We start from the raw sequence: 20,394 nt of genomic DNA, 5'->3' as shown, positions 1-20,394 counted from the left end.
ATACAAACAAAACCACGTTAATCTGACATTAACTACTTCGGTGCCAGCTCACGTAAATGCCGTGCGACCGCAATCCAAGCACCGATATACCCCAACAATACCGCGCCAAGCAAGAGCGACAGACCATCGGCTGCCGGCACGCCGGCCAGCGCAAAATCGCTGCCGTACAAACCAGCCAGGCCGACCACCGCATCGTTCAGCCAATCCAGGCCAAACGCAAGGACGCCCCAGGACAGAATCCCGGCACCAAAGCCATACAACGCCCCCATATACAGAAATGGACGACGCACATAGCTGTCCGTGCCGCCGACCAGTTTAATCACTTCTATCTCTGTGCGACGGTTTTCAATATGAAGACGAATGGTATTACCTATCACCAAAAGTAATGCAGAAACCAAAAGCACCGTCAAACCGAAGACAAACCGGTCACCCAGCTTGAGAATTGCCGCCAGGCGCTCGACCCAGACGAGATCAAGCTGCGCCTGTTGCACCTTGGGCAGCTCGGACAGTTTTTGTCGCAAGGCTTCAAGGGTCGGCTTGTCGACTTCATTAGGCGTCACCAGCACCACGCCCGGCAGCGGATTTTGCGGCAATTCTTTCAATGCCTCACCCAAACCGGTTTGCTGCTGGAACTCTTCCAGAGCCTGATCGCGGCTGATGTACTCGGCATCAGCCACACCCGGCATGTTCTTGATCTGCTCGCGCAGAGCCTCGCCTTCAGCGGGACTGGCGTCCAATTGCAAGTACAGGGAAATCTGCGCCGCCCGCTGCCAGGAACCGCCGAGGCGCTCGACATTATTAAGCAGCAGCGACAAACCCATCGGCAGGCTCAAGGCTACGGCCATCACCAGGCAGGTAAAAAAACTACCCACCGGCTGCTTGCCCAGACGGCGCAGGCTGTCCAGCAGGCTGGCGCGGTGGTTTTCGACCCAGGCATGCAGCAAGGTGCTGAAGTCTGGGCCGTCGTCCTCGTCGTGTTTCTTTTTCTTCTGCGGTTGCGGGTCGGCCGGTTTCGGCGCGACACGTTCGGAAACCTTAGGGCTGCGTGTAGCACTCATACGCCAGCCTCCCCGTCACCGATCAAGCGGCCGCGTTGCAGGGTCAGCATGCGATGGCGCATGCGGGCGATCAGCGCCAGGTCGTGACTGGCGATCAGCACACTGGTGCCCAGGCGGTTGATGTCTTCGAAAACACCCATGATTTCTGCTGCCAGACGTGGGTCGAGGTTACCGGTGGGCTCATCCGCGAGCAGCAAGGCCGGGCGATGGACGATGGCGCGGGCGATGCCGACGCGCTGCTGCTGGCCGGTAGACAGGTCGCCGGGATAAAGATCGGTCTTGTCCGACAGCGCCACACGCTCCAGGGCCGAATCCACACGCTTGACGATTTCCGCCTTGGACAGCCCGAGAATCTGTAACGGCAAGGCAATATTGTTGAACACCGTGCGATCAAACAGCAACTGGTGATTCTGGAACACCACGCCAATCTGACGGCGCAAGAACGGGATCTGCGAGTTACTGATGGTCGCCAGGTCCTGGCCCGCCAGCAGCAGCTTGCCAGTGGTTGGGCGCTCCATGGCCAGCAGCAACCGCAACAAGGTACTTTTGCCAGCACCGGAATGACCGGTGACGAACAAGAATTCGCCGCGACGCACTCTAAAACTCAGCTCATGCAAGCCGACATGCCCGTTAGCGTAGCGTTTACCGACTTGTTCGAAACGAATCATGAACTCTCCCGCTCGGCAAACAGTGCCTGGACAAAGGATTCGGCTTCAAAAGTTCGCAGATCATCGATGCCTTCACCAACACCGATATAACGAATGGGCAGCCCGAATTGTTTAGCCAGGGCGAAAATCACGCCGCCCTTGGCCGTGCCGTCGAGCTTAGTCAATGCCAGGCCAGTCAGTTGGACCGTCTGATGGAATTGTTTGGCCTGGCTGATGGCGTTCTGGCCAGTACCCGCATCCAGCACCAGCAAAACCTCATGGGGAGCGTCAGCGTCCAGCTTGCCCATGACCCGGCGCACCTTCTTCAACTCTTCCATCAGATTATCTTTGGTGTGCAGGCGACCGGCGGTATCAGCAATCAGCACATCAATGTTGCGGGCCTTGGCAGCCTGCACGGCATCGAAAATCACAGAAGCCGAATCGGCACCGGTGTGCTGGGCGATCACCGGGATCTTGTTGCGCTCACCCCAGACCTGCAGTTGCTCCACGGCGGCGGCGCGGAAGGTGTCACCGGCGGCGAGCATGACTTTCTTGCCTTCCAGTTGCAGCTTCTTCGCCAGCTTGCCGATGGTAGTGGTCTTGCCGGCGCCATTGACGCCCACCACCAGGATCACGAACGGCTTGTTCGGGGTGATGACCAGTGGTTGTTCCACCGGTTTGAGCATAGCGGTCAACTCGGCCTGCAACGACTTGTAGAGCGCATCCGCGTCGGTCAGTTGCTTGCGCGCGACCTTCTGGGTCAGGCTCTGGATGATCACGGCGGTGGCTTCGACGCCCACGTCGGCGGTCAGCAGGCGGGTTTCGATGTCTTCGAGCAGTTCGTCATCAATGATTTTCTTGCCCAGGAACAGGCTAGCCATGCCTTCGCCAATGCTCGCGCTGGTTTTGCTCAGGCCTTGCTTCAGACGGGCGAAGAAGCCGGTTTTGCTGGCTACGGTGACAGCGACTGGCTCCGGATCGGCGGCGAGCTCGATGACAGCTGGCGCCGCGACCACAACTGGGGCGACGACTGGCACAGGGGCAGGCTCGGCGACAACAAGGGCAGGCACTTCAACGACCGGCACCTCTTCAATCACAACCTGAACGGGCTCCAACGCCGGAATCGGCGGCACCACATGTTCAGCCTGCTCGTCTTCGACCAAGGCTACGGGCTCTTCCGCCACCGGCAAGACCAGCCAGGGTTTGTGCTCTGGCTCGGGCTCGGGCTCAGGTTTCGGCACGGCTTCAACAACCGGCTGCAATACCGGCTCAGCCATGGGCAACACCACCGGCACCAGCGTTTCGGCAATCGGCTCGGCTTCTACCGGCTCAGGGATCGGCTCAGGCTGAACTTGCGGCTGTTCGACGGCGGTTTCCTGCGGCTTTTTGCGCAGCCATCCGAACAGGCCTTTTTTCTCGCCAGCCGCAGCTGGGGTCTTCTTGTCGTCGTTGGAACCAAACATGGAGGACGGCTATCTCAAGGTAGCGACGCGCCAAGGTGGCGCTTCGGTAAATAATATTCGATGCGTAACAGACTGTTTTTTAGCCAGCTTGTTCATGCGCAACATTTTGTAAGGCGTAAACACGGCCTCAACAAATCGATTCAATATAGATCTTAAGCAATAAAATCGGCGAAAAAACAAAGATCGTCGGGGAAAACTACCGCCAACTCCATTATTCCTACGACTGAATCCGAAACGGTTTGGATGCCTCGCGCCTTATAGCCGTGGCCGCCAGTAAAACGGATCAGTATCCTAGCACCTCCTCGCCCGCCGACGCTAAGACCAAGCGGGCAGCCCAACAGGTTTAAAAACGAATGAATGCTCTAGCCCGCCGCGCCGCAGGCCTGCTGCTCAGCACAGTTTGTCTGCCCCTTTCAGCCTTGGCTGCCGACCCACAACCCACCCATGAGTTCACCCTGGACAACGGCCTCAAGGTCGTCGTGCGCGAAGACCATCGTGCGCCAGTGGTGGTTTCGCAGGTTTGGTACAAAGTCGGTTCCAGCTATGAAACCCCGGGCCAGACCGGTTTGTCCCACGCCCTGGAACACATGATGTTCAAGGGCAGCTCCAAGACCGGCCCCGGTGAAGCATCGTTGATCCTGCGCGACCTCGGCGCCGAAGAAAACGCCTTCACCAGCGATGACTACACCGCTTATTACCAGGTCCTGGCCCGTGACCGCCTGGGCGTCGCCTTCGAACTGGAAGCCGACCGCATGGCCACCCTGCGCCTGCCGGCCGACGAGTTCAGCCGCGAAATCGAGGTAATCAAGGAAGAGCGCCGCCTGCGCACCGACGACAACCCGATGTCCAAGGCCTACGAGCGCTTCAAGGCGATGGCCTACCCGGCCAGCGGCTACCACACGCCAACCATCGGCTGGATGGCTGACCTGGATCGCATGAAGGTCGAAGAGCTGCGCCACTGGTACCAATCCTGGTACGTGCCGAACAACGCCACCCTGGTGGTGGTCGGCGACGTGACCCCGGATGAAGTTAAAACCCTGGCGCAACGCTATTTCGGCCCAATTCCCAAACGCGACGTGCCACCGGCGAAAATCCCTCTGGAACTGGCCGAGCCTGGCGAGCGCCTGTTGACCATGCATGTGCAGACCCAACTGCCGAGCGTGATCCTCGGGTTCAACGTACCAAGCATCGCCACCGCCGAAGACAAACGCTCGGTCAACGCCCTGCGCCTGATCTCGGCGTTGCTGGACGGCGGCTACAGCGCGCGCATCCCAACACAGTTGGAGCGCGGCGAAGAACTGGTGTCCGGCGCCTCGACCAACTACGACGCCTACACCCGCGGCGACAGCCTGTTCACCCTCAGCGCCACGCCGAACCAGCAGAAGAACAAGACCGTTGCCCAGGCCGAAGCCGGCCTCTGGCGCTTGCTGGATGAGTTGAAGGCCAAACCGCCGACCGCTGAGGAGCTGGAGCGTATCCGCGCCCAAGTGATTGCCGGCGTGGTCTATGAGCGCGACTCCATCACCAGCCAGGCCACGGCCATTGGCTCCCTGGAAACCGTCGGCCTGTCCTGGAAGCTCATGGACACCGAGCTTGCCGAGTTGCAAAGCGTGACCGTCGACGACATCCAGAAAGCCGCCCGCACCTATTTCACCCGCGAACGTCTCAGCGTCGCCCATGTTTTGCCCGAGGAGACCGCTCATGAGTGACCGCAAAAATAGCCGCTTGGTTATTCCCGGCCTGATCGTTGTCACCCTGGTCGCCGCTGTTGCGGTGTATTTCGGCCGCCCGGACGAATCCGTCGCCAGTGAGGCGCTGGAAAAGGCCAAGGCTGCCAACACCCTGCAATCCCTGGCGGAACTGGACGGCAAGAACCCGACCAACCGCCAGCTCAACGTACAGACCTGGAACACCGCCGAAGGCGCCAAGGTGCTGTTCGTCGAAGCCCATGAACTGCCGATGTTCGACATTCGCATTCTGTTCGCCGCCGGCAGTAGCCAGGACGGCAATGCACCAGGCCTGGCCCTGCTGACCAACGCCATGCTCAATGAAGGCGTACCGGGCAAGGACGTCGGCCAGATTGCCGCTGGTTTTGAAGGCCTGGGCGCTGATTTCAGCAATGGCGCCTACCGCGACATGGCCCTGGTTTCGTTACGCAGCCTAAGTACTGCCGACAAACGGGATGCCGCGCTGACGCTGTTTGATGACGTGATCGGTAAACCAACCTTCCCTGCTGATTCCCTGGCGCGGATCAAAAACCAGTTGCTGGCCGGCTTCGAATACCAGAAACAGAACCCCGCCAAACTGGCGAGTATCGAGCTGTTCAAGCGCCTGTATGGCGATCATCCCTACGCGCACCCGAGCGAAGGCAACGCCCAGAGCGTTCCTGCCATCACCCTCGCACAACTGCGTGAGTTCCATGCCAAGGCCTACGCCGCCGGCAACGCGGTGATTGCAGTGGTGGGCGACTTGTCCCGTGCCGACGCCGAAGCGATGGCCGCCAAGGTGTCCGCGTCGCTGCCAAAGGGCCCGGCGCTGGCGAAAATCGCTCAACCGGTCGACCCCAAGGCAGGTCTCAGCCACATTGAGTTCCCCTCCAAACAGACACACTTGCTGTTCGCCCAATTGGGCATCGACCGCGCCGACCCGGATTACGCTGCCTTGTCCCTGGGCAACCAGATCCTCGGTGGTGGTGGCTTCGGCACCCGCTTGATGAGTGAAGTGCGCGAGAAACGCGGCCTGACCTACGGCGTTTACTCTGGCTTCTCGCCGATGCAGGTGCGTGGTCCGTTCATGATCAACCTGCAAACCCGCGCCGAAATGAGCGGCGGCACCTTGCGACTGGTCGAGGAAGTCCTCGCCGATTACCTCAAGACCGGCCCGACGCAAAAGGAACTGGACGACGCCAAGCGTGAACTGGCCGGCAGCTTCCCGCTATCCACCGCCAGTAACGCTGATATCGTCGGGCAATTGGGTGCCATGGGGTTCTATAATCTGCCGCTCAACTACCTGGAAGACTTCATGAAGCAGTCCCAGGCCCTGACGGTAGAACAAGTCAAAACCGCGCTGAATAAACACCTGAGCAGCGACAAAATGGTCATCGTCACCGCCGGCCCGACCACCGCGCAAAAGCCACTACCGCCCCCCACTGATAAACCTGCCGAGCAACCGCTCGGGGTTCCGGAGCATTAATGGCTAGTCCATCGCGTCCCAAAAAACCTGTCCACAACGTCCACAACGGTGTGGGCCAACTGCGCATCATCGGCGGAGAGTGGGGCAGCCGCAAGCTGAGCTTCCCCGACGTAGTAGGCCTGCGCCCGACGCCGGACCGCGTGCGCGAAACCTTGTTCAACTGGCTCGCGCCGTATATTGCAGGCGCCAAGGTGCTGGATCCGTTTGCCGGCAGCGGCGCGCTGTTCCTGGAGTCCCTGTCCCGTGGCGCCGCCCTGGGCCAGGCGCTGGACGCCAGTAACGTAGCGGTCGCCAGCCTCAAGGAGCACCTGGGCACCTTGCGCTGCACCACCGGGCAAGTGCAGACCGCCGATGCCCTGCGCTACCTGGAAACCCAGGAAGCTCGTGAGTTCGACGTGGTGTTCCTCGACCCGCCGTTCAACCAGAACCTGCTGCCGACCGTTTGCGCGCTACTGGAAGAGCGTCAGTGGCTGGCCGAGAACGCCTGGATCTACACCGAAAGCGAAACCGCGCCGTCTACCCTCGGCCTGCCCGGCACCTGGCGCCTGCACCGGGAGCAAAGATCCGGGCGGGTGTATTACGCGTTGTGGCAACGTACGGCTGAGAGCGCTTAATACGCACGGTGCGCCCTCTTTTGTGGCGAGGGGGCTTGCCCGCTCGCCGCAACAAGCCCGCTCGGCATAGAGATTTGCATGACCCATTCTCCCGACCGCTTCACCCCAGCCTTCGGCCTCGGCAACCCGCACCTGCAAACGTTGTGGGGGCCGCTGTGGCGCCCGACTACTCATATCGAACGTCAGCGTGAACGGCTGTGGCTAGAGGACGGCGATTTTCTCGACCTCGACTGGCACGGCCCGCACGATCCGCACGCGCCCTTGGTGTTGGTACTGCACGGGCTGACCGGCTCTTCCAATTCGCCCTACGTGGCTGGCCTGCAAAAAGCCCTGGCGTCCCAAGGGTGGGCCAGCGTGGCGCTGAATTGGCGCGGCTGTTCCGGCGAGCCTAATCTGTTGGCCCGCAGTTACCATTCCGGTGCCAGCGAAGATTTGGCCGCCGCCATTACGCACCTGCGAAGCAAGCGCCCGTTAGCACCGTTGTATGCAGTGGGCTATTCCCTGGGTGGCAACGTGCTGCTCAAGCATTTGGGAGAAACCGGCGAAGACTCCGGCCTGCAAGGCGCAGCGGCGGTATCGGTGCCATTTCGCCTGGATCAGTGCGCAGACCGCATTGGCCTGGGATTCTCTCGTGTGTACCAAAAGCATTTCATGCGCGAGATGCTGGCTTACATCCGCGTCAAGGAGCGCCAGTTCCTCCAGGATGGCCGTGAAGAAGGACTGAAAGCCATCGCCGCCCTAGGCTCATTGGAAAAGATGCGCACCTTCTGGGACTTCGATGGCCGGGTCACTGCGCCATTGCATGGCTACCTGAGCGCCGAGGATTATTACCGTCGGGCCTCCAGCCGGTATTTCCTGGGCGCGATCCGCACGCCGACCCTGATTATCCAGGCCGCCGACGATCCCTTCGTATTCGCCCACAGCCTTCCCGAGGCCAGCGAACTGTCGGCTTGCACCGAGTTCGAGTTGCTAGCCAAGGGCGGCCATGTGGGGTTTGTCGATGGCACGCTGAAGCGGCCGGGGTACTACCTAGAGCGGCGGATTCCGGCCTGGCTGCTCAGTCGCCCGTCGCAACAATCCGCTTTGGATCGGTAATCCACTCACTCCACGACCCGGCATACAGCTTGCCCAACGGATAACCCGCCAGGCTCAGGGCGAACAGGTTGTGGCAGGCCGTCACCCCGGAGCCGCAATACGCCACCAGTTCATCCGCAGAGCGCCCATCAAGCTTGTCAGCAAAGCGCTGCTTGAGTTGATCGACCGGCAGAAAGCGGCCATCGCTGCCCAGGTTTTCGTTGAACGCGGCACATTGCGCACCGGGAATGTGCCCGGCCACCGGATCAAGGGATTCCACATCACCGCGAAAACGCGGCTGGGCGCGGGCGTCGATCAAGGTCAGGCCCGGCTCGCCAAGACGCTTTTGCAGGTGCTCGGCGTCCAGCAGCAAGCGATTGTCAGGCGCACCCGTAAACGTCCCGACTTCAATCACCGGTGCATCCAGGCTCAGCGGTAAACCGGCGGCATGCCAGGCTTTCAGGCCGCCATCGAGGATAAACACGCCATCGCGCTTGCCCAGCCAGGCCAGCAACCACCAACCACGGGCGGCAAATGCACCGGGGCCGTCGTCGTACAGCACCACATCGCTGTCACCATTAACGCCCCAAGCCCGCAACTGCCCGACCAACGTGTCTGGCGCCGGCAGCGGATGGCGCCCGGTCACGCCCTTGGTCACCGGCCCGCTGAAGTCTCGTTCCAAGTCAGCAAAGCTGGCGCCTTCGATATGCCCTTCGGCATAGCTGCAAAGACCGTAATCCGGGTCTTCCAGGGCAAAGCGGCAATCCAGGATCACCAGTGCACCGGTCTTCTGGCGTTCGGCCAGTTGCTGGGGGCTGATCAATTGGGCAAGCGGCATAGTGGACTCCCATGAATAGGTCAGAAAGGTTCTACTTCACGTCTTCCAGTGCCTGGCTCAGCGGCACGTAAAACTCCTTGAACAGTGCATCCACCGCATCCAAAGCCTGCGGCGTGACAAACCCGGCTTCCAGCACCAGCACCTGATACACCCCGCGCTTAATCGCCTCGGCGCTCAGGTGCGCTGAGTTTTCGTTGGTGGTGCACAAAAAACGCACCCAGGAGGTAAGGATGATCCAGGCATTGAGGGTCAGGGCCTCCGTCTGCACCGGGTTCATGTTCAGGATGCCGGCGTCGACAAAACCCTTGTAGATAGCGCCGCCCTGAATCAGGCAACGCTGAGAAAAACGCCGGTAGCCGGTAGCCAGTTCCGGATCGCTTTCCAGCAGATGTTCCAGGTCGCGGTGCAAAAAGCGGTAGCGCCACATGCCGGCCAGCACCGCTTGCAGGTAGAAACGCTTGTCTTCGACGGTCACGGCACGGCCTTGAGGTGGGCGCAGGAAACTGTCGACCAGGGCTTCGTACTCGCGAAACAGCACGGCGATAATCGCCTGCTTATTGGGGAAGTGGTAGTACAGGTTACCCGGAGAAATCTCCATGTGGGCGGCGATATGGTTGGTGCTGACACTGCGCTCGCCTTGCTGGTTGAACAGTTCCAGGCTGGTTTGCACGATGCGCTCGCTGGTCTTTACTCGTGGTGCCATGGGGGATCAGCTTCGATTACCAGTGGTGCGGGCATCTTACGACCTATCCTTGTCTGGATAAATCCAAGTGTTACTGCAATGTTATTTGACAACTTAGAGTAACAACTCTAAAAACTCATTCATTCCAATAAAAAGTCGGGAACTGCCATGTCTGCCAACGTTGCCTACCTGCAAGATTCCCAAGCGCTGGATCAGCTACAGGGGCTGTTCGACATCCAGCGCCGGGCCTACGCCGCCAACCCCATGCCGCCGGCCGCACAACGCCAGCAATGGCTCAAGGCCTTGCGAGATCTGCTCAGCGATGAGCGCCAGGCTCTGATCGACGCCATCAGCAGTGATTTCAGCCATCGCAGCGCCGACGAAACCCTGTTCGCCGAGTTAATGCCCAGCCTGCACGGCATTCATTACGCCAGCAAACACCTCAAGGGCTGGATGAAACCGTCCCGTCGCGCTGTAGGCATTGCCTTCCAGCCCGCCTCGGCCAAGGTTATTTATCAACCGTTGGGCGTGGTCGGGATTATCGTGCCCTGGAACTACCCGTTGTACCTAGCCATCGGCCCGCTTGTCGGCGCTCTGGCGGCCGGTAATCGGGTGATGCTCAAGCTCAGCGAATCCACCCCCGCCACCGGGCAGTTGCTCAAGACCCTGCTGGCGAAGATCTTTCCCGAAGACTTGGTCTGCGTGGTGCTCGGTGAAGCCGAAGTGGGCATCGCGTTTTCCAGGCTGCGTTTCGATCACCTGCTGTTCACTGGCGCCACCAGCATCGGTAAGCATGTAATGCGTGCGGCGGCCGAGCACCTGACGCCTGTCACGCTGGAGCTGGGTGGCAAGTCGCCGGCAATCGTTTCAGCAGATGTACCGCTCAAGGACGCCGCCGAGCGGATCGCCTTCGGCAAGACGTTGAATGCCGGACAAACCTGCGTGGCGCCGGACTACGTACTGGTGCCGGAAGACCGTGTCGACGGTTTCGTCGAAGCCTACAGCAAGGCGGTTCGCGGGTTTTATCCGACCCTGGCCGACAACCCGGACTACACAGCGATCATCAACGAACGGCAATTGGCCCGGCTCAACGGTTACGTCAAGGACGCTACCGACAAGGGCGCGACTCTGATCCCGCTGTATGACCAAGGCCAGGGACGGCGTATGGCCCACAGCCTGCTGCTGAATGTCAGCGACGAGATGACGGTGATGCAGGACGAAATCTTCGGCCCAGTGCTGCCCATCGTCCCGTATCGCGGCCTCGATCAAGCCTTTGCCTACATCAACCAGCGCCCTCGCCCACTGGCTTTGTATTACTTCGGCTACAACAAGACCGAACAGAATCGCGTGCTCCATGAAACCCACTCCGGCGGCGTGTGTCTGAACGACACCCTGTTACATGTGGCCCAGGACGATATGCCTTTTGGCGGCATCGGCCCCTCAGGCATGGGCCATTACCACGGCCACGAAGGTTTCCTGACGTTCAGCAAGGCCAAGGGCGTGTTGGTGAAGCAACGCCTGAACGCGGCGAAATTGATTTATCCGCCCTATGGCAAATCGATCCAGAAGTTGATCCAGAAGCTGTTTGTCCGCTAACAAACCCATCACCGGGATAACAATAAGAATGAACCCTAGCCTGATAGAAACACCTGGGCTGTCGCGGCGCGGCGTCCTGAAAATAGGCCTGTGGGCCAGTGTGTTCCTGGCAACCGCAGGCGCAGGCGCCAGCCTTAGCGGTTGCTCCAGCAGTATCCCGGCCAGCGGCTTTGCCATGTTGCGCAGCAGTGACCTACCGTTTTTACGGGCGGTGATTCCAGTGCTGCTGGAAGGCGTGGCCAGCACCCAGGAAGTGGCAGCTGGAATTGAAGACACGCTGAAAAAACTCGATTACAGCTTGCAACACCTGTCACCGGAGATGTTCAAGCTGACCCAGCAGTTATTTGACGTGCTGGGCATGGCCATCACCCGCGGGCCATTGACCGGCGTGTGGGGCAGTTGGGAAAACGCCAGCAGCGAGCAGATCCGCAACTTCCTGCACCGCTGGGAGAACAGCTACCTGAACCTGCTGCGCATGGGCCAGGGCTCGCTGCTCAAGCTGGTGATCATGGCCTGGTATTTCCGAGCCCAATCCTGGGCCCATTGCGGGTATCCCGGCCCGCCCAATATCTGATCTGCATCCCTATAAAAACAAGAGAAGACACTGATGCCCGTACCTGATCTGTTCCGCGACGGCATGGCCCGCGGCTGGAAAACCCACAACGGCGCCGCCCTCGACCAGGACCTGACCCTGGAAGCCGATGTCGCGATCATCGGCAGCGGCGCGGGCGGTGGCACCACTGCTGAAATCCTCAGCGCCGCCGGCTACAAGGTGCTGTTGATCGAGGAAGGCCCGCTCAAGACCAGCAGCGACTTCAAGATGCTTGAGGACGAGGCCTACGCCAGCCTGTACCAGGAAGGCATCGGCCGGATGAGCAAGGACGGTGCCATCACCATCCTCCAGGGCCGCGCAGTGGGCGGCACCACGTTGATCAACTGGACCTCCAGTTTCCGCACGCCCGACCCGACGCTCACCCACTGGGCCAGCGAATACGCGGTCAAAGGCCACAGCAGCGCCGAAATGGCGCCCTGGTTCGAGAAAATGGAACAGCGCCTGGGTATCGCGCCCTGGGCTATCCCACCCAACGCCAACAACGATGTGATCCGCAAAGGCTGCGAAACGCTCGGCTACAGTTGGCATGTGATCCCGCGCAACGTGCGCGGCTGTTTCAACCTGGGTTATTGCGGCATGGGCTGCCCGGTCAACGCCAAGCAATCGATGCTGGTGACGACCATCCCGTCGACTTTGGAGCAAGGCGGCGAGCTGCTGTACCTGGCCCGCGCCGAACGCCTGAAGTTCAGCGGCGACACCATCACCAGCCTGGAATGCGTGGCGATGGACTCGCGCTGCGTGGCGCCCACAGGCCGAAAAATTACGGTGAAGGCCAAGCATTACGTGCTGGCGGGAGGCGGCATCAATAGCCCGGCGCTGCTGCTGCGTTCGGACGCGCCCGATCCCCATTCACGGCTGGGCAAGCGGACCTTCCTGCACCTGGTGAATTTCTCCGCTGGGCTGTTCGACGAGGTCATCAACCCGTTCTATGGCGCGCCGCAGTCGATCTATTCCGACCACTTCCAATGGCAGGACGGCACCGCCGGCAAAATGTCCTACAAGCTTGAAGTACCTCCGCTGCACCCCGGATTGGCCAGCACCTTGTTCGGTGGTTATGGCACGCAAAACGCCCTGGACATGGGCCAATTACCCAATACCCACGCCATGCTCGCGCTACTGCGGGACGGATTTCACCCCGATAGCCAAGGCGGCAGTGTCGAACTACGCGGCGACGGCACGCCAGTGCTCGACTATCAAGTCTCGCCCTACGCCTGGGACGGCTTGCGCCGCGCCTTCCACAGCATGGCCGAGATCCAGTTTGCCGGCGGTGCCAAGTCGGTGATGCCGCTGCACGGTGATGCGCGCTACGTGAACACTCTGGCCCAGGCGCGCAGCATGATCGATGGCCTGAACCTGGAATTACACCGCACACGGCTGGGCAGCGCCCACGTGATGGGTGGTTGTGCCATGGGCGAAGAGCCGAAAAACGCCGTAGCTGACAGCCTCGGCCGCCATCATCAGTTGCGCAATCTATCGATCCACGATGGCTCTTTATTCCCCACCAGCATCGGCGCCAACCCACAGCTTTCGGTGTATGGGCTGACGGCGCAACTGGCAACAGCACTGGCAGAACGTCTGAAAACAGCCTGAAAAAACAGACTATTCGCGGTGTCTATAGTGCTTTCTTCTGAATAAGTTGACTTGGCCGACCGGGATGGCTGCGATACCATCCGGTTCCCCAACGGACTCCGCCAGGACGACGCGATGAACCGAGTGTTGTACCCAGGTACCTTCGACCCTATTACCAAGGGCCATGGTGATCTGGTCGAACGCGCCTCGCGCTTGTTCGACCATGTGATCATCGCGGTCGCCGCCAGCCCCAAGAAAAATCCGCTGTTTCCCCTGGAACAGCGCGTGGAGCTGGCCCGTGAGGTCACCAAGCATCTGCCCAACGTCGAAGTCGTCGGCTTCGCCACGCTGCTGGCGCATTTCGCCAAGGAACAGAACGCCAATGTATTCCTGCGCGGCCTGCGAGCGGTGTCGGACTTCGAATATGAATTTCAGCTGGCCAATATGAACCGTCAATTGGCGCCGGACGTGGAAAGCCTGTTTCTTACGCCGTCGGAGCGTTATTCGTTCATTTCCTCGACCCTGGTCCGGGAAATCGCCGCGCTGGGCGGTGACATCACCAAGTTTGTCCACCCTGCGGTAGCCGATGCGCTGACCCTACGCTTCAAGAAATAAAGTAATTGTAGCGAGTGGGTTTACCCGCGGTGGACTGCACAGCAGTCCCATTTTTGGGGCCGCTTCGCAGCCCACCGCGGGCAAGCCCGCTCGCCACAGCTCGCACTGCGGGCGCCAATGCGGCACAATTGCGCGCATTAGTTTTCAGATGCCTTGGCCATGTGCCCTGGCAGGAGTTCCCATGTCCCTGATCATCACCGACGATTGCATCAACTGCGACGTTTGCGAACCCGAGTGCCCGAACGCCGCCATTTCCCAAGGCGAAGAGATCTATGTGATCGACCCGAACCTGTGCACCCAATGCGTCGGCCACTACGACGAACCCCAGTGCCAGCAGGTTTGCCCGGTGGATTGCATTCCGCTGGACGAGGCTCATCCAGAGACGCAAGAGCAGTTGATGGAGAAGTACCTGGTGATTACCAAGGCTTAAGGATTTGCTCGGCCCAAGTGCTTCCCCTTCAATCAGCTCTGGCACCTGGGGCAAAACACGCTCGCCCGCTGCCCCAGCTTCACTTCGCGCAACTCGGTTCCGCAGACCTTACAGCCCGCCCCGCCCCGGCCATAGACGAACAATTGCTGCTGGAAATACCCCGGCTGCCCGTCGCCGCCGATAAAGTCCCTCAGCGTGGTGCCGCCGCGCTCGATGGCGGCGGCGAGAATGCGCTTGATCTCAATCGCCAGCTTCAAATAGCGCCCACGGGAAATGCCTCCGGCCGCACGGCGCGGGTCGATCCCGGCAGCGAACAACGCTTCAGTCGCGTAGATATTGCCCACCCCCACCACCACCGCGTTATCCATGATGAATGGCTTCACCGCTATGGACCGCCCACGGGACATCTGGAACAGGCGCTCGCCATCAAACAGGTCGGTCAACGGCTCCGGCCCCAGGCGAATCAGCAGTTCATGGTTGAGCGGGTCCAGGCTCCAGAGCATCGCACCGAAACGTCGAGGGTCGGTGTAACGCAGGGCCAGGCCCGACTCCAGCTCGATGTCCACATGCTCATGCTTGGCCGCCGGCAGGCCGACCTCCACCAGCCGCAGATTGCCCGACATACCCAAATGGCTGATCAAGGTACCCACTTCGGCATTGATCAACAGGTACTTGGCCCGCCGCTCCACCAGCACGATGCGTTGCCCGGAAAGCCGCACATCCAGGTCTTCGGGGATCGGCCAGCGCAGGCGCCGGTCACGCACCACCACGCGGCTGACCCGCTGGCCTTCCAGGTGCGGCGCAATACCGCGCCGGGTGGTTTCGACTTCAGGTAACTCGGGCATGTTTACCTCTTGTATGACGGGGCCGTGAATAAAAGATCAGTGCGCACCCAGCTCGCGAATCGACAACTTCAGGCTCTCGAAGTCGTAATCCGACAAACCGACGTAATCGAGCACCAGATGGCCGATGCTGTTCCATTCGTGGTCATCCACCTGATTGCCCAGCACCCGGTAAGAGGCGCAAATATGCTCGGCCATTTTCAGGATCGCCAGCAGGTTTTTCAACGGGCTGTTGCGCGCAGATTCGTCGCTGAAAATCGCCAGGACGTTGTGATGGTTGGCGATAGCGTTGGTCACGTGCTCCGGCAAGCGCCAGGATTTGGCCGTGTAATAGCCGACTACTGCATGATTGGTGTTGAACGCCCGATTTTCGGTATCGACCACGCGGCACTCCGGGCCAGCGCAGGCGTAGGACTCTTCCAGCACCGCCATGTAATCAGGAAAGCGCTTGAGCATCAGCGGTACGCCACAATCGTGAAACAGCCCCAGGGCGTAAGCTTCGTCCACAGCCTGGGAGCCTGTGCGCTTGGCCAGGGTCAGGCACGTCATGGCGACGTCCTGGGCGGTGTCCCAGAACCGGTTTAGGGTGACGATGGTGTCGTCGCTCATCTCGCCCTTGATCGACTGGGCGTTGATCAGGTTGATGATCGAGCGGCTGCCCAGCAGGTTTACCGCCCGTTGGATCGAAGCAATCTTGTTGCTCAGGCCGTAATACGGCGAGTTGACGATCTTCAGCAACGAGCCGGAAAGGCCCGGGTCCTGGGAGATCAGCCGGGCAATCACTTCCAGGTCCGGGTCGGGCATGTACTGCTCCATCTGCAAATCCACCATGATTTGCGGTTGAGGCGGTACGCTGATGCCTTGCAGGGCCTGCTGGATCTGTTCGGCGGAAAGCTCTTGGGACATAAGTTCATACTCTGGGCTAGGCGGCGATTCTAACCCTTATAAAGGATGGGCCGACACCTTCCCGCACATCCGACGGCGCGATCAATTACTGCACAACAGGGTATACTCCCGCTCTTTTTTCCGGAGCGACGTCATGTCCCTGCCAAGCCTGCGTCTCAAAGCCAACGCCGATCGTCGTTTGCGCAACGGCCACCTGTGGGTCTACAGCAACGAAATCGACGTGGCCGCCACCCCACTTCATGGCTTCAAGGCAGGCGACCAGGCGATTCTGGAAGCGGCCGGCGGCAAGCCGCTGGGCATCGTGGCCATGAGCCCGAACAACCTGATCTGCGCCCGCCTGTTGTCCCGCGACGTCAAGTTGCCCCTGGACAAATCCCTGTTGGTCCACCGCATCAACGTCGCCCTGTCCCTGCGCGATCGCCTGTTCGACAAGCCGTTCTACCGTCTGGTGTACGGCGATTCCGACTTGCTGCCGGGCCTGGTGGTCGACCGTTTCGGCGACATCCTGGTGGTACAGATCGCCTCGGCGACCATGGAAGCCCATAAAGACGACGTGATCGCCGCGCTGACCCAAGTACTCAAGCCCAGCGGCATCTTGTTCAAGAACGACTCCGCCGCCCGCGACGCCGAAGGCCTCAACCGCTACGTCGAAACCGTATTCGGCCTGGTGCCGGAATGGGTTGCCCTGGAAGAAAACGGCGTGAAGTTCGAAGCGCCGGTCATCCAAGGCCAGAAAACCGGCTGGTTCTACGACCACCGCATGAACCGCGCCCGCCTGGCCCCTTACGCCAAAGGCAAACGCGTCCTGGACCTGTACAGCTACATCGGCGGCTGGGGCGTGCAAGCCGCCGCGTTCGGTGCCAGTGAAGTGTTCTGCGTTGACTCTTCGGCCTTCGCCCTCGACGGCGTCGAGCGCAACGCAGCGCTGAACGGTGTTGCCGAGAAAATGACCTGCGTCGAAGGCGACGTCTTCGAAGCCCTGAAAGAACTGAAAGCCAGCGAAGAACGCTTCGACGTGATCGTCGCCGATCCTCCTGCCTTCATCAAACGCAAGAAAGACATGAAAAACGGCGAAGGCGCCTACCGCCGTCTCAACGAGCAAGCCATGCGCCTGCTCAGCAAGGACGGCATCCTGATCAGCGCCTCGTGCTCCATGCATTTGCCGGAAGATGACCTGCAGAACATCCTGCTGACCAGCGCCCGTCACCTGGATCGCAATATCCAGATGCTGGAACGTGGCAGTCAGGGTCCGGATCATCCGGTGCACCCGGCGATTGCCGAGACTCGGTACATCAAGAGCATTACTTGCCGGTTGTTGCCCAATAGCTAAGGCCAGGACCGATTTCAAATTGAAACCGGCCCCACTGTAGGAGCGAGCTTGCTCGCGAAAAACGCAAGGGCACCGCGGGCTACCTGATAGCGCTGCGTTATCGTTGACATTCTTCGCGAGCAAGCTCGCTCCTACAGGAAACGAGACACATCCTGACCCACTGTCGAAACGACAACCTCCCGCTCCACGCCTACCGTTTCTCTTCCTATCACGGAAGAGGACGAAGGAATGTCCAACGCACCACATGCACATCATTTACGCACCGGGCGCTACTCGGAACCTGGGCGTTTCTACTTATTAACTGCCGTTACCCATCAACGACAACCGGCCTTCAAGGATTGGCGCATGGGTCGACTGGTGGTGAACGAATTCAGAAGAGCTGAGGAAGACGGCAAGGCCACTTCCGTGGCGTGGGTGGTCATGCCTGATCACTTCCACTGGCTGATTGAGCTACATAACGGTGACTTGCCGAAGCTGATGCAAGCCACCAAGTCGCGAAGCGCACGAGCCATCAATAAGGCGAGAGGTCTGCACGAGACGCTGTGGCAAAAAGGTTATTTCGACCGAGCACTGCGTCGCGAAGAGGATCTGAAAGCGATGGCTCGGTACATCGTCGGCAATCCATTGCGAGCCGGGATAGTCGACCATATCGGCGAATACTCGCTGTGGGACGCAATGTGGCTCTGAAATGCACACCACTGTAGGAGCGAGCTTGCTCCTACAGTTATTGCATTTTACGCACCCACACGTCTCGTAAGCGCTACCTCCACGCTTCTCGCCATTCCCTCCAGCCGCCAGCGGTGTAGAATCGGCCTATTCATCGCCAGTCATCCCCCGGCGGGTTTATGAGCTCAAGGCCAATGCGCACGGCGATCCCGTAACGTTTGAGGCAACTTCCGGACACACGGCCATTTCTGATGTGTTCCAGACGTCAATAGAAGCTCACTCCCCTTTGATACCTGATTAGCCGCCCGGAGTGCTCCATGCCAGATTACCGCTCGAAAACATCCACCCACGGCCGCAACATGGCCGGCGCCCGAGCACTGTGGCGCGCCACGGGGATGAAAGATGACGACTTCAAAAAGCCGATCATCGCCATTTCCAACTCGTTCACCCAGTTCGTACCAGGCCACGTCCACCTCAAGGACCTGGGGCAACTGGTGGCCCGTGAGATTGAACGCGCTGGCGGCGTAGCGAAAGAATTCAACACCATCGCCGTGGACGACGGCATCGCCATGGGCCATGACGGCATGCTGTATTCCCTGCCGAGCCGCGAGATTATCGCCGACTCCGTGGAATACATGGTCAACGCCCACTGCGCCGACGCCATCGTGTGCATTTCCAACTGCGACAAAATCACCCCTGGCATGCTGATGGCCGCCCTGCGCCTGAACATTCCGGTGATTTTCGTCTCCGGCGGTCCGATGGAAGCCGGCAAGACCAAACTCGCCAGCCACGGCCTGGACCTGGTAGACGCCATGGTCATCGCCGCCGATTCCAGCGCTTCTGACGAGAAGGTCGCGGAATACGAGCGTAGCGCCTGCCCAACCTGCGGTTCGTGCTCCGGCATGTTCACCGCCAACTCGATGAACTGCCTGGTGGAAGCCCTGGGCCTTGCCTTGCCGGGCAACGGTTCGACACTGGCCACCCACAGCGACCGCGAGCAGCTGTTCCTGCAGGCCGGGCGCACCATCGTCGAGCTGTGCAAGCGTTACTACACCGACAACGATGAGTCGGTGTTGCCGCGCAACATCGCCAACTTCAAGGCGTTCGAAAACGCCATGACCCTGGACATCGCCATGGGCGGTTCCACCAACACCATCCTGCACTTGCTGGCCGCCGCCCAAGAAGCCGAGATCGACTTCGACCTGCGCGACATCGACCGTCTCTCGCGCCATGTGCCGCAATTGTGCAAGGTCGCGCCGAACATCCAGAAGTACCACATGGAAGACGTGCACCGTGCCGGTGGGATTTTCTCGATCCTCGGCTCCCTGGCCCGTGGTGGCCTGCTGCACACCGACCTGCCGACCGTACACAGCAAGTCCCTCGCCGAGGGTATCGCCAAATGGGACATCACCCAGACTGACGATGAAGCCGTGCACACTTTCTTCAAGGCAGGCCCGGCCGGCATCCCGACCCAGACCGCATTCAGCCAGTCGACCCGCTGGGAAACCCTGGACGACGACCGTGAAAACGGCTGCATCCGCAGCGTCGAACACGCCTACTCCCAGGAAGGCGGCCTGGCCGTGCTGTACGGCAACATCGCCATCGATGGCTGCGTGGTAAAAACCGCCGGTGTGGATGAGTCGATCCATGTGTTCGAAGGTCGCGCCAAGATCTATGAAAGCCAGGACAGCTCTGTGCGCGGCATCCTCGCTGACGAAGTGAAGGCTGGCGACATCGTGATCATCCGTTACGAAGGCCCGAAAGGCGGCCCGGGCATGCAGGAAATGCTCTATCCGACCTCATACCTGAAGTCCAAGGGCCTGGGCAAAGCCTGCGCCTTACTGACCGATGGTCGTTTCTCCGGCGGCACTTCCGGCCTGTCCATCGGCCACGCTTCCCCGGAAGCCGCAGCCGGTGGCGCGATTGGCCTGGTGCAAGACGGCGACAAGGTGCTGATCGACATTCCGAACCGCTCGATCAACCTGTTGATCAGCGATGAAGAACTGGCGGCTCGCCGGGTCGAGCAGGACAAGAAAGGCTGGAAGCCAGTGGAGAAGCGTCCACGCAAAGTCACCACCGCGTTGAAGGCTTACGCCCTGCTGGCTACCAGTGCCGACAAGGGTGCCGTGCGTAACAAGGCGATGTTGGACGGGCTGTAAGCCTGCCCTTACCCATAAAAGCCGTCGCCCATAAAAATGCCCCGCCAAGTGCGGGGCATTTTTTTGTCTGGGTTAACCCAAAAACACTGGGTTCTACTGT

At 60.3% G+C, this 20,394-nt stretch carries 19 protein-coding genes; 12 read left to right on the top strand and 7 right to left on the bottom strand.

Annotated features, from left to right (window positions below; translation table 11 throughout):
- Positions 1–32: 32 nt before the first annotated feature.
- Genes ftsX through ftsY form a run of 3 tightly spaced genes read right to left on the bottom strand, consistent with a single transcriptional unit; the run spans position 33 to position 3,168 of the window.
- The gene (gene ftsX / locus AAEZ06_RS10610) at positions 33–1,058 is read right to left on the bottom strand and encodes a permease-like cell division protein FtsX (RefSeq protein ID WP_149412220.1); all 1,026 of its coding nucleotides are present in this window, start codon (positions 1,056–1,058) and stop codon (positions 33–35) included.
- Positions 1,055–1,726, bottom strand: a complete 672-nt coding sequence (ftsE, locus tag AAEZ06_RS10605; RefSeq protein WP_149412221.1) for a cell division ATP-binding protein FtsE — start codon at positions 1,724–1,726, stop codon at positions 1,055–1,057. Before ftsE ends, ftsX begins: the two co-directional genes overlap by 4 nt.
- On the bottom strand, positions 1,723–3,168 hold the full coding sequence (gene ftsY, locus AAEZ06_RS10600) for a signal recognition particle-docking protein FtsY (RefSeq protein ID WP_350614195.1): 1,446 nt from the start codon (positions 3,166–3,168) through the stop codon (positions 1,723–1,725). The genes ftsE and ftsY overlap by 4 nt, the downstream gene beginning before the upstream one ends.
- 353 nt (positions 3,169–3,521) lie before the next feature.
- Between ftsY and AAEZ06_RS10595 the strand changes: the two genes are divergently transcribed.
- From AAEZ06_RS10595 to AAEZ06_RS10580, 4 genes are all read left to right on the top strand, one after another.
- On the top strand, positions 3,522–4,877 hold the full coding sequence (locus AAEZ06_RS10595; protein ID WP_133102455.1) for a M16 family metallopeptidase: 1,356 nt from the start codon (positions 3,522–3,524) through the stop codon (positions 4,875–4,877).
- A complete protein-coding gene (locus tag AAEZ06_RS10590; protein ID WP_149412223.1) occupies positions 4,870–6,360 on the top strand; it encodes a M16 family metallopeptidase in 1,491 nt (496 codons plus the stop codon). Before AAEZ06_RS10595 ends, AAEZ06_RS10590 begins: the two co-directional genes overlap by 8 nt.
- Positions 6,360–6,974: a 16S rRNA (guanine(966)-N(2))-methyltransferase RsmD gene (rsmD, locus tag AAEZ06_RS10585; RefSeq protein ID WP_149412224.1), complete on the top strand. Its 615-nt coding sequence runs from the start codon at positions 6,360–6,362 to the stop codon at positions 6,972–6,974. Before AAEZ06_RS10590 ends, rsmD begins: the two co-directional genes overlap by 1 nt.
- 78 nt (positions 6,975–7,052) lie before the next feature.
- Entirely contained in the window at positions 7,053–8,069 is a 1,017-nt protein-coding gene (locus tag AAEZ06_RS10580; RefSeq protein WP_350614192.1) for a hydrolase, read from the top strand.
- Here the strand turns inward: AAEZ06_RS10580 and AAEZ06_RS10575 are convergent.
- Positions 8,032–8,886: a sulfurtransferase gene (locus tag AAEZ06_RS10575; protein WP_350614190.1), complete on the bottom strand. Its 855-nt coding sequence runs from the start codon at positions 8,884–8,886 to the stop codon at positions 8,032–8,034. The genes AAEZ06_RS10580 and AAEZ06_RS10575 overlap by 38 nt on opposite strands.
- 31 nt (positions 8,887–8,917) lie before the next feature.
- On the bottom strand, positions 8,918–9,589 hold the full coding sequence (locus tag AAEZ06_RS10570; protein WP_149412227.1) for a TetR/AcrR family transcriptional regulator: 672 nt from the start codon (positions 9,587–9,589) through the stop codon (positions 8,918–8,920).
- Between the two features lie 147 nt (positions 9,590–9,736).
- Between AAEZ06_RS10570 and AAEZ06_RS10565 the strand changes: the two genes are divergently transcribed.
- The 5 genes from AAEZ06_RS10565 (at position 9,737) to AAEZ06_RS10545 (ending at position 14,391) form a co-directional block, all read left to right on the top strand.
- Positions 9,737–11,164: a coniferyl aldehyde dehydrogenase gene (locus AAEZ06_RS10565; protein ID WP_149412228.1), complete on the top strand. Its 1,428-nt coding sequence runs from the start codon at positions 9,737–9,739 to the stop codon at positions 11,162–11,164.
- Between the two features lie 28 nt (positions 11,165–11,192).
- On the top strand, positions 11,193–11,738 hold the full coding sequence (locus AAEZ06_RS10560) for a twin-arginine translocation pathway signal protein (RefSeq protein ID WP_350614187.1): 546 nt from the start codon (positions 11,193–11,195) through the stop codon (positions 11,736–11,738).
- 33 nt (positions 11,739–11,771) lie between these two features.
- Positions 11,772–13,367 (top strand): GMC family oxidoreductase, encoded by a 1,596-nt coding sequence (locus tag AAEZ06_RS10555; protein ID WP_149412230.1) that lies wholly within the window; start codon positions 11,772–11,774, stop codon positions 13,365–13,367.
- Positions 13,368–13,481: 114 nt separating this feature from the next.
- Positions 13,482–13,961, top strand: a complete 480-nt coding sequence (gene coaD, locus AAEZ06_RS10550; RefSeq protein WP_049711086.1) for a pantetheine-phosphate adenylyltransferase — start codon at positions 13,482–13,484, stop codon at positions 13,959–13,961.
- 181 nt (positions 13,962–14,142) lie between these two features.
- A complete protein-coding gene (locus AAEZ06_RS10545) occupies positions 14,143–14,391 on the top strand; it encodes a YfhL family 4Fe-4S dicluster ferredoxin (protein WP_149412231.1) in 249 nt (82 codons plus the stop codon).
- A 32-nt stretch (positions 14,392–14,423) separates the two neighbouring features.
- On the opposite strand, the gene mutM is transcribed toward AAEZ06_RS10545, so the two are convergent.
- Complete coding sequence (gene mutM / locus AAEZ06_RS10540) at positions 14,424–15,236, bottom strand: bifunctional DNA-formamidopyrimidine glycosylase/DNA-(apurinic or apyrimidinic site) lyase (protein ID WP_149412232.1); 813 nt, start codon at positions 15,234–15,236, stop codon at positions 14,424–14,426.
- Between the two features lie 36 nt (positions 15,237–15,272).
- Positions 15,273–16,139, bottom strand: coding sequence for an HDOD domain-containing protein (locus AAEZ06_RS10535; RefSeq protein WP_149412233.1), 867 nt, complete (start codon positions 16,137–16,139; stop codon positions 15,273–15,275).
- Between the two features lie 133 nt (positions 16,140–16,272).
- On the opposite strand from AAEZ06_RS10535, the gene AAEZ06_RS10530 reads away from it, so the two are divergent.
- The 3 genes from AAEZ06_RS10530 to ilvD all read left to right on the top strand — a co-directional run bounded on the left by AAEZ06_RS10530 (position 16,273) and on the right by ilvD (position 20,294).
- Positions 16,273–17,469: a class I SAM-dependent rRNA methyltransferase gene (locus tag AAEZ06_RS10530; RefSeq protein WP_133102468.1), complete on the top strand. Its 1,197-nt coding sequence runs from the start codon at positions 16,273–16,275 to the stop codon at positions 17,467–17,469.
- A 228-nt stretch (positions 17,470–17,697) separates the two neighbouring features.
- The gene (locus AAEZ06_RS10525) at positions 17,698–18,156 is read left to right on the top strand and encodes an REP-associated tyrosine transposase (protein WP_149412234.1); all 459 of its coding nucleotides are present in this window, start codon (positions 17,698–17,700) and stop codon (positions 18,154–18,156) included.
- A 296-nt stretch (positions 18,157–18,452) separates the two neighbouring features.
- Positions 18,453–20,294, top strand: a complete 1,842-nt coding sequence (gene ilvD, locus AAEZ06_RS10520) for a dihydroxy-acid dehydratase (protein ID WP_149412235.1) — start codon at positions 18,453–18,455, stop codon at positions 20,292–20,294.
- Positions 20,295–20,394 lie beyond the last annotated feature (100 nt).

The organism is Pseudomonas sp. HY7a-MNA-CIBAN-0227, from assembly GCF_040310325.1.
Classification (GTDB): Bacteria; Pseudomonadota; Gammaproteobacteria; order Pseudomonadales; family Pseudomonadaceae; genus Aquipseudomonas.
Note: the sequence above shows the minus strand (reverse complement) of the source record. Positions and strands in the feature narration are given on the sequence as shown.

Excerpts from the sequence above, each read along its gene's own strand:
- AAEZ06_RS10535 (WP_149412233.1), bottom strand. The coding sequence starts at position 16,139 with ATGTCCCAAGAGCTTTCCGCCGAACAGATCCAGCAGGCCCTGCAAGGC.
- AAEZ06_RS10555 (WP_149412230.1), top strand. The coding sequence starts at position 11,772 with ATGCCCGTACCTGATCTGTTCCGCGACGGCATGGCCCGCGGCTGGAAA.
- AAEZ06_RS10595 (WP_133102455.1), top strand. The coding sequence starts at position 3,522 with ATGAATGCTCTAGCCCGCCGCGCCGCAGGCCTGCTGCTCAGCACAGTT.
- AAEZ06_RS10590 (WP_149412223.1), top strand. The coding sequence starts at position 4,870 with ATGAGTGACCGCAAAAATAGCCGCTTGGTTATTCCCGGCCTGATCGTT.
- AAEZ06_RS10525 (WP_149412234.1), top strand. The coding sequence starts at position 17,698 with ATGTCCAACGCACCACATGCACATCATTTACGCACCGGGCGCTACTCG.
- AAEZ06_RS10570 (WP_149412227.1), bottom strand. The coding sequence starts at position 9,589 with ATGGCACCACGAGTAAAGACCAGCGAGCGCATCGTGCAAACCAGCCTG.
- ftsX (WP_149412220.1), bottom strand. The coding sequence starts at position 1,058 with ATGAGTGCTACACGCAGCCCTAAGGTTTCCGAACGTGTCGCGCCGAAA.
- AAEZ06_RS10560 (WP_350614187.1), top strand. The coding sequence starts at position 11,193 with ATGAACCCTAGCCTGATAGAAACACCTGGGCTGTCGCGGCGCGGCGTC.
- ilvD (WP_149412235.1), top strand. The coding sequence starts at position 18,453 with ATGCCAGATTACCGCTCGAAAACATCCACCCACGGCCGCAACATGGCC.
- AAEZ06_RS10565 (WP_149412228.1), top strand. The coding sequence starts at position 9,737 with ATGTCTGCCAACGTTGCCTACCTGCAAGATTCCCAAGCGCTGGATCAG.
- ftsE (WP_149412221.1), bottom strand. The coding sequence starts at position 1,726 with ATGATTCGTTTCGAACAAGTCGGTAAACGCTACGCTAACGGGCATGTC.
- rsmD (WP_149412224.1), top strand. The coding sequence starts at position 6,360 with ATGGCTAGTCCATCGCGTCCCAAAAAACCTGTCCACAACGTCCACAAC.
- AAEZ06_RS10580 (WP_350614192.1), top strand. The coding sequence starts at position 7,053 with ATGACCCATTCTCCCGACCGCTTCACCCCAGCCTTCGGCCTCGGCAAC.
- AAEZ06_RS10575 (WP_350614190.1), bottom strand. The coding sequence starts at position 8,886 with ATGCCGCTTGCCCAATTGATCAGCCCCCAGCAACTGGCCGAACGCCAG.
- AAEZ06_RS10530 (WP_133102468.1), top strand. The coding sequence starts at position 16,273 with ATGTCCCTGCCAAGCCTGCGTCTCAAAGCCAACGCCGATCGTCGTTTG.
- AAEZ06_RS10545 (WP_149412231.1), top strand. The coding sequence starts at position 14,143 with ATGTCCCTGATCATCACCGACGATTGCATCAACTGCGACGTTTGCGAA.
- ftsY (WP_350614195.1), bottom strand. The coding sequence starts at position 3,168 with ATGTTTGGTTCCAACGACGACAAGAAGACCCCAGCTGCGGCTGGCGAG.
- mutM (WP_149412232.1), bottom strand. The coding sequence starts at position 15,236 with ATGCCCGAGTTACCTGAAGTCGAAACCACCCGGCGCGGTATTGCGCCG.
- coaD (WP_049711086.1), top strand. The coding sequence starts at position 13,482 with ATGAACCGAGTGTTGTACCCAGGTACCTTCGACCCTATTACCAAGGGC.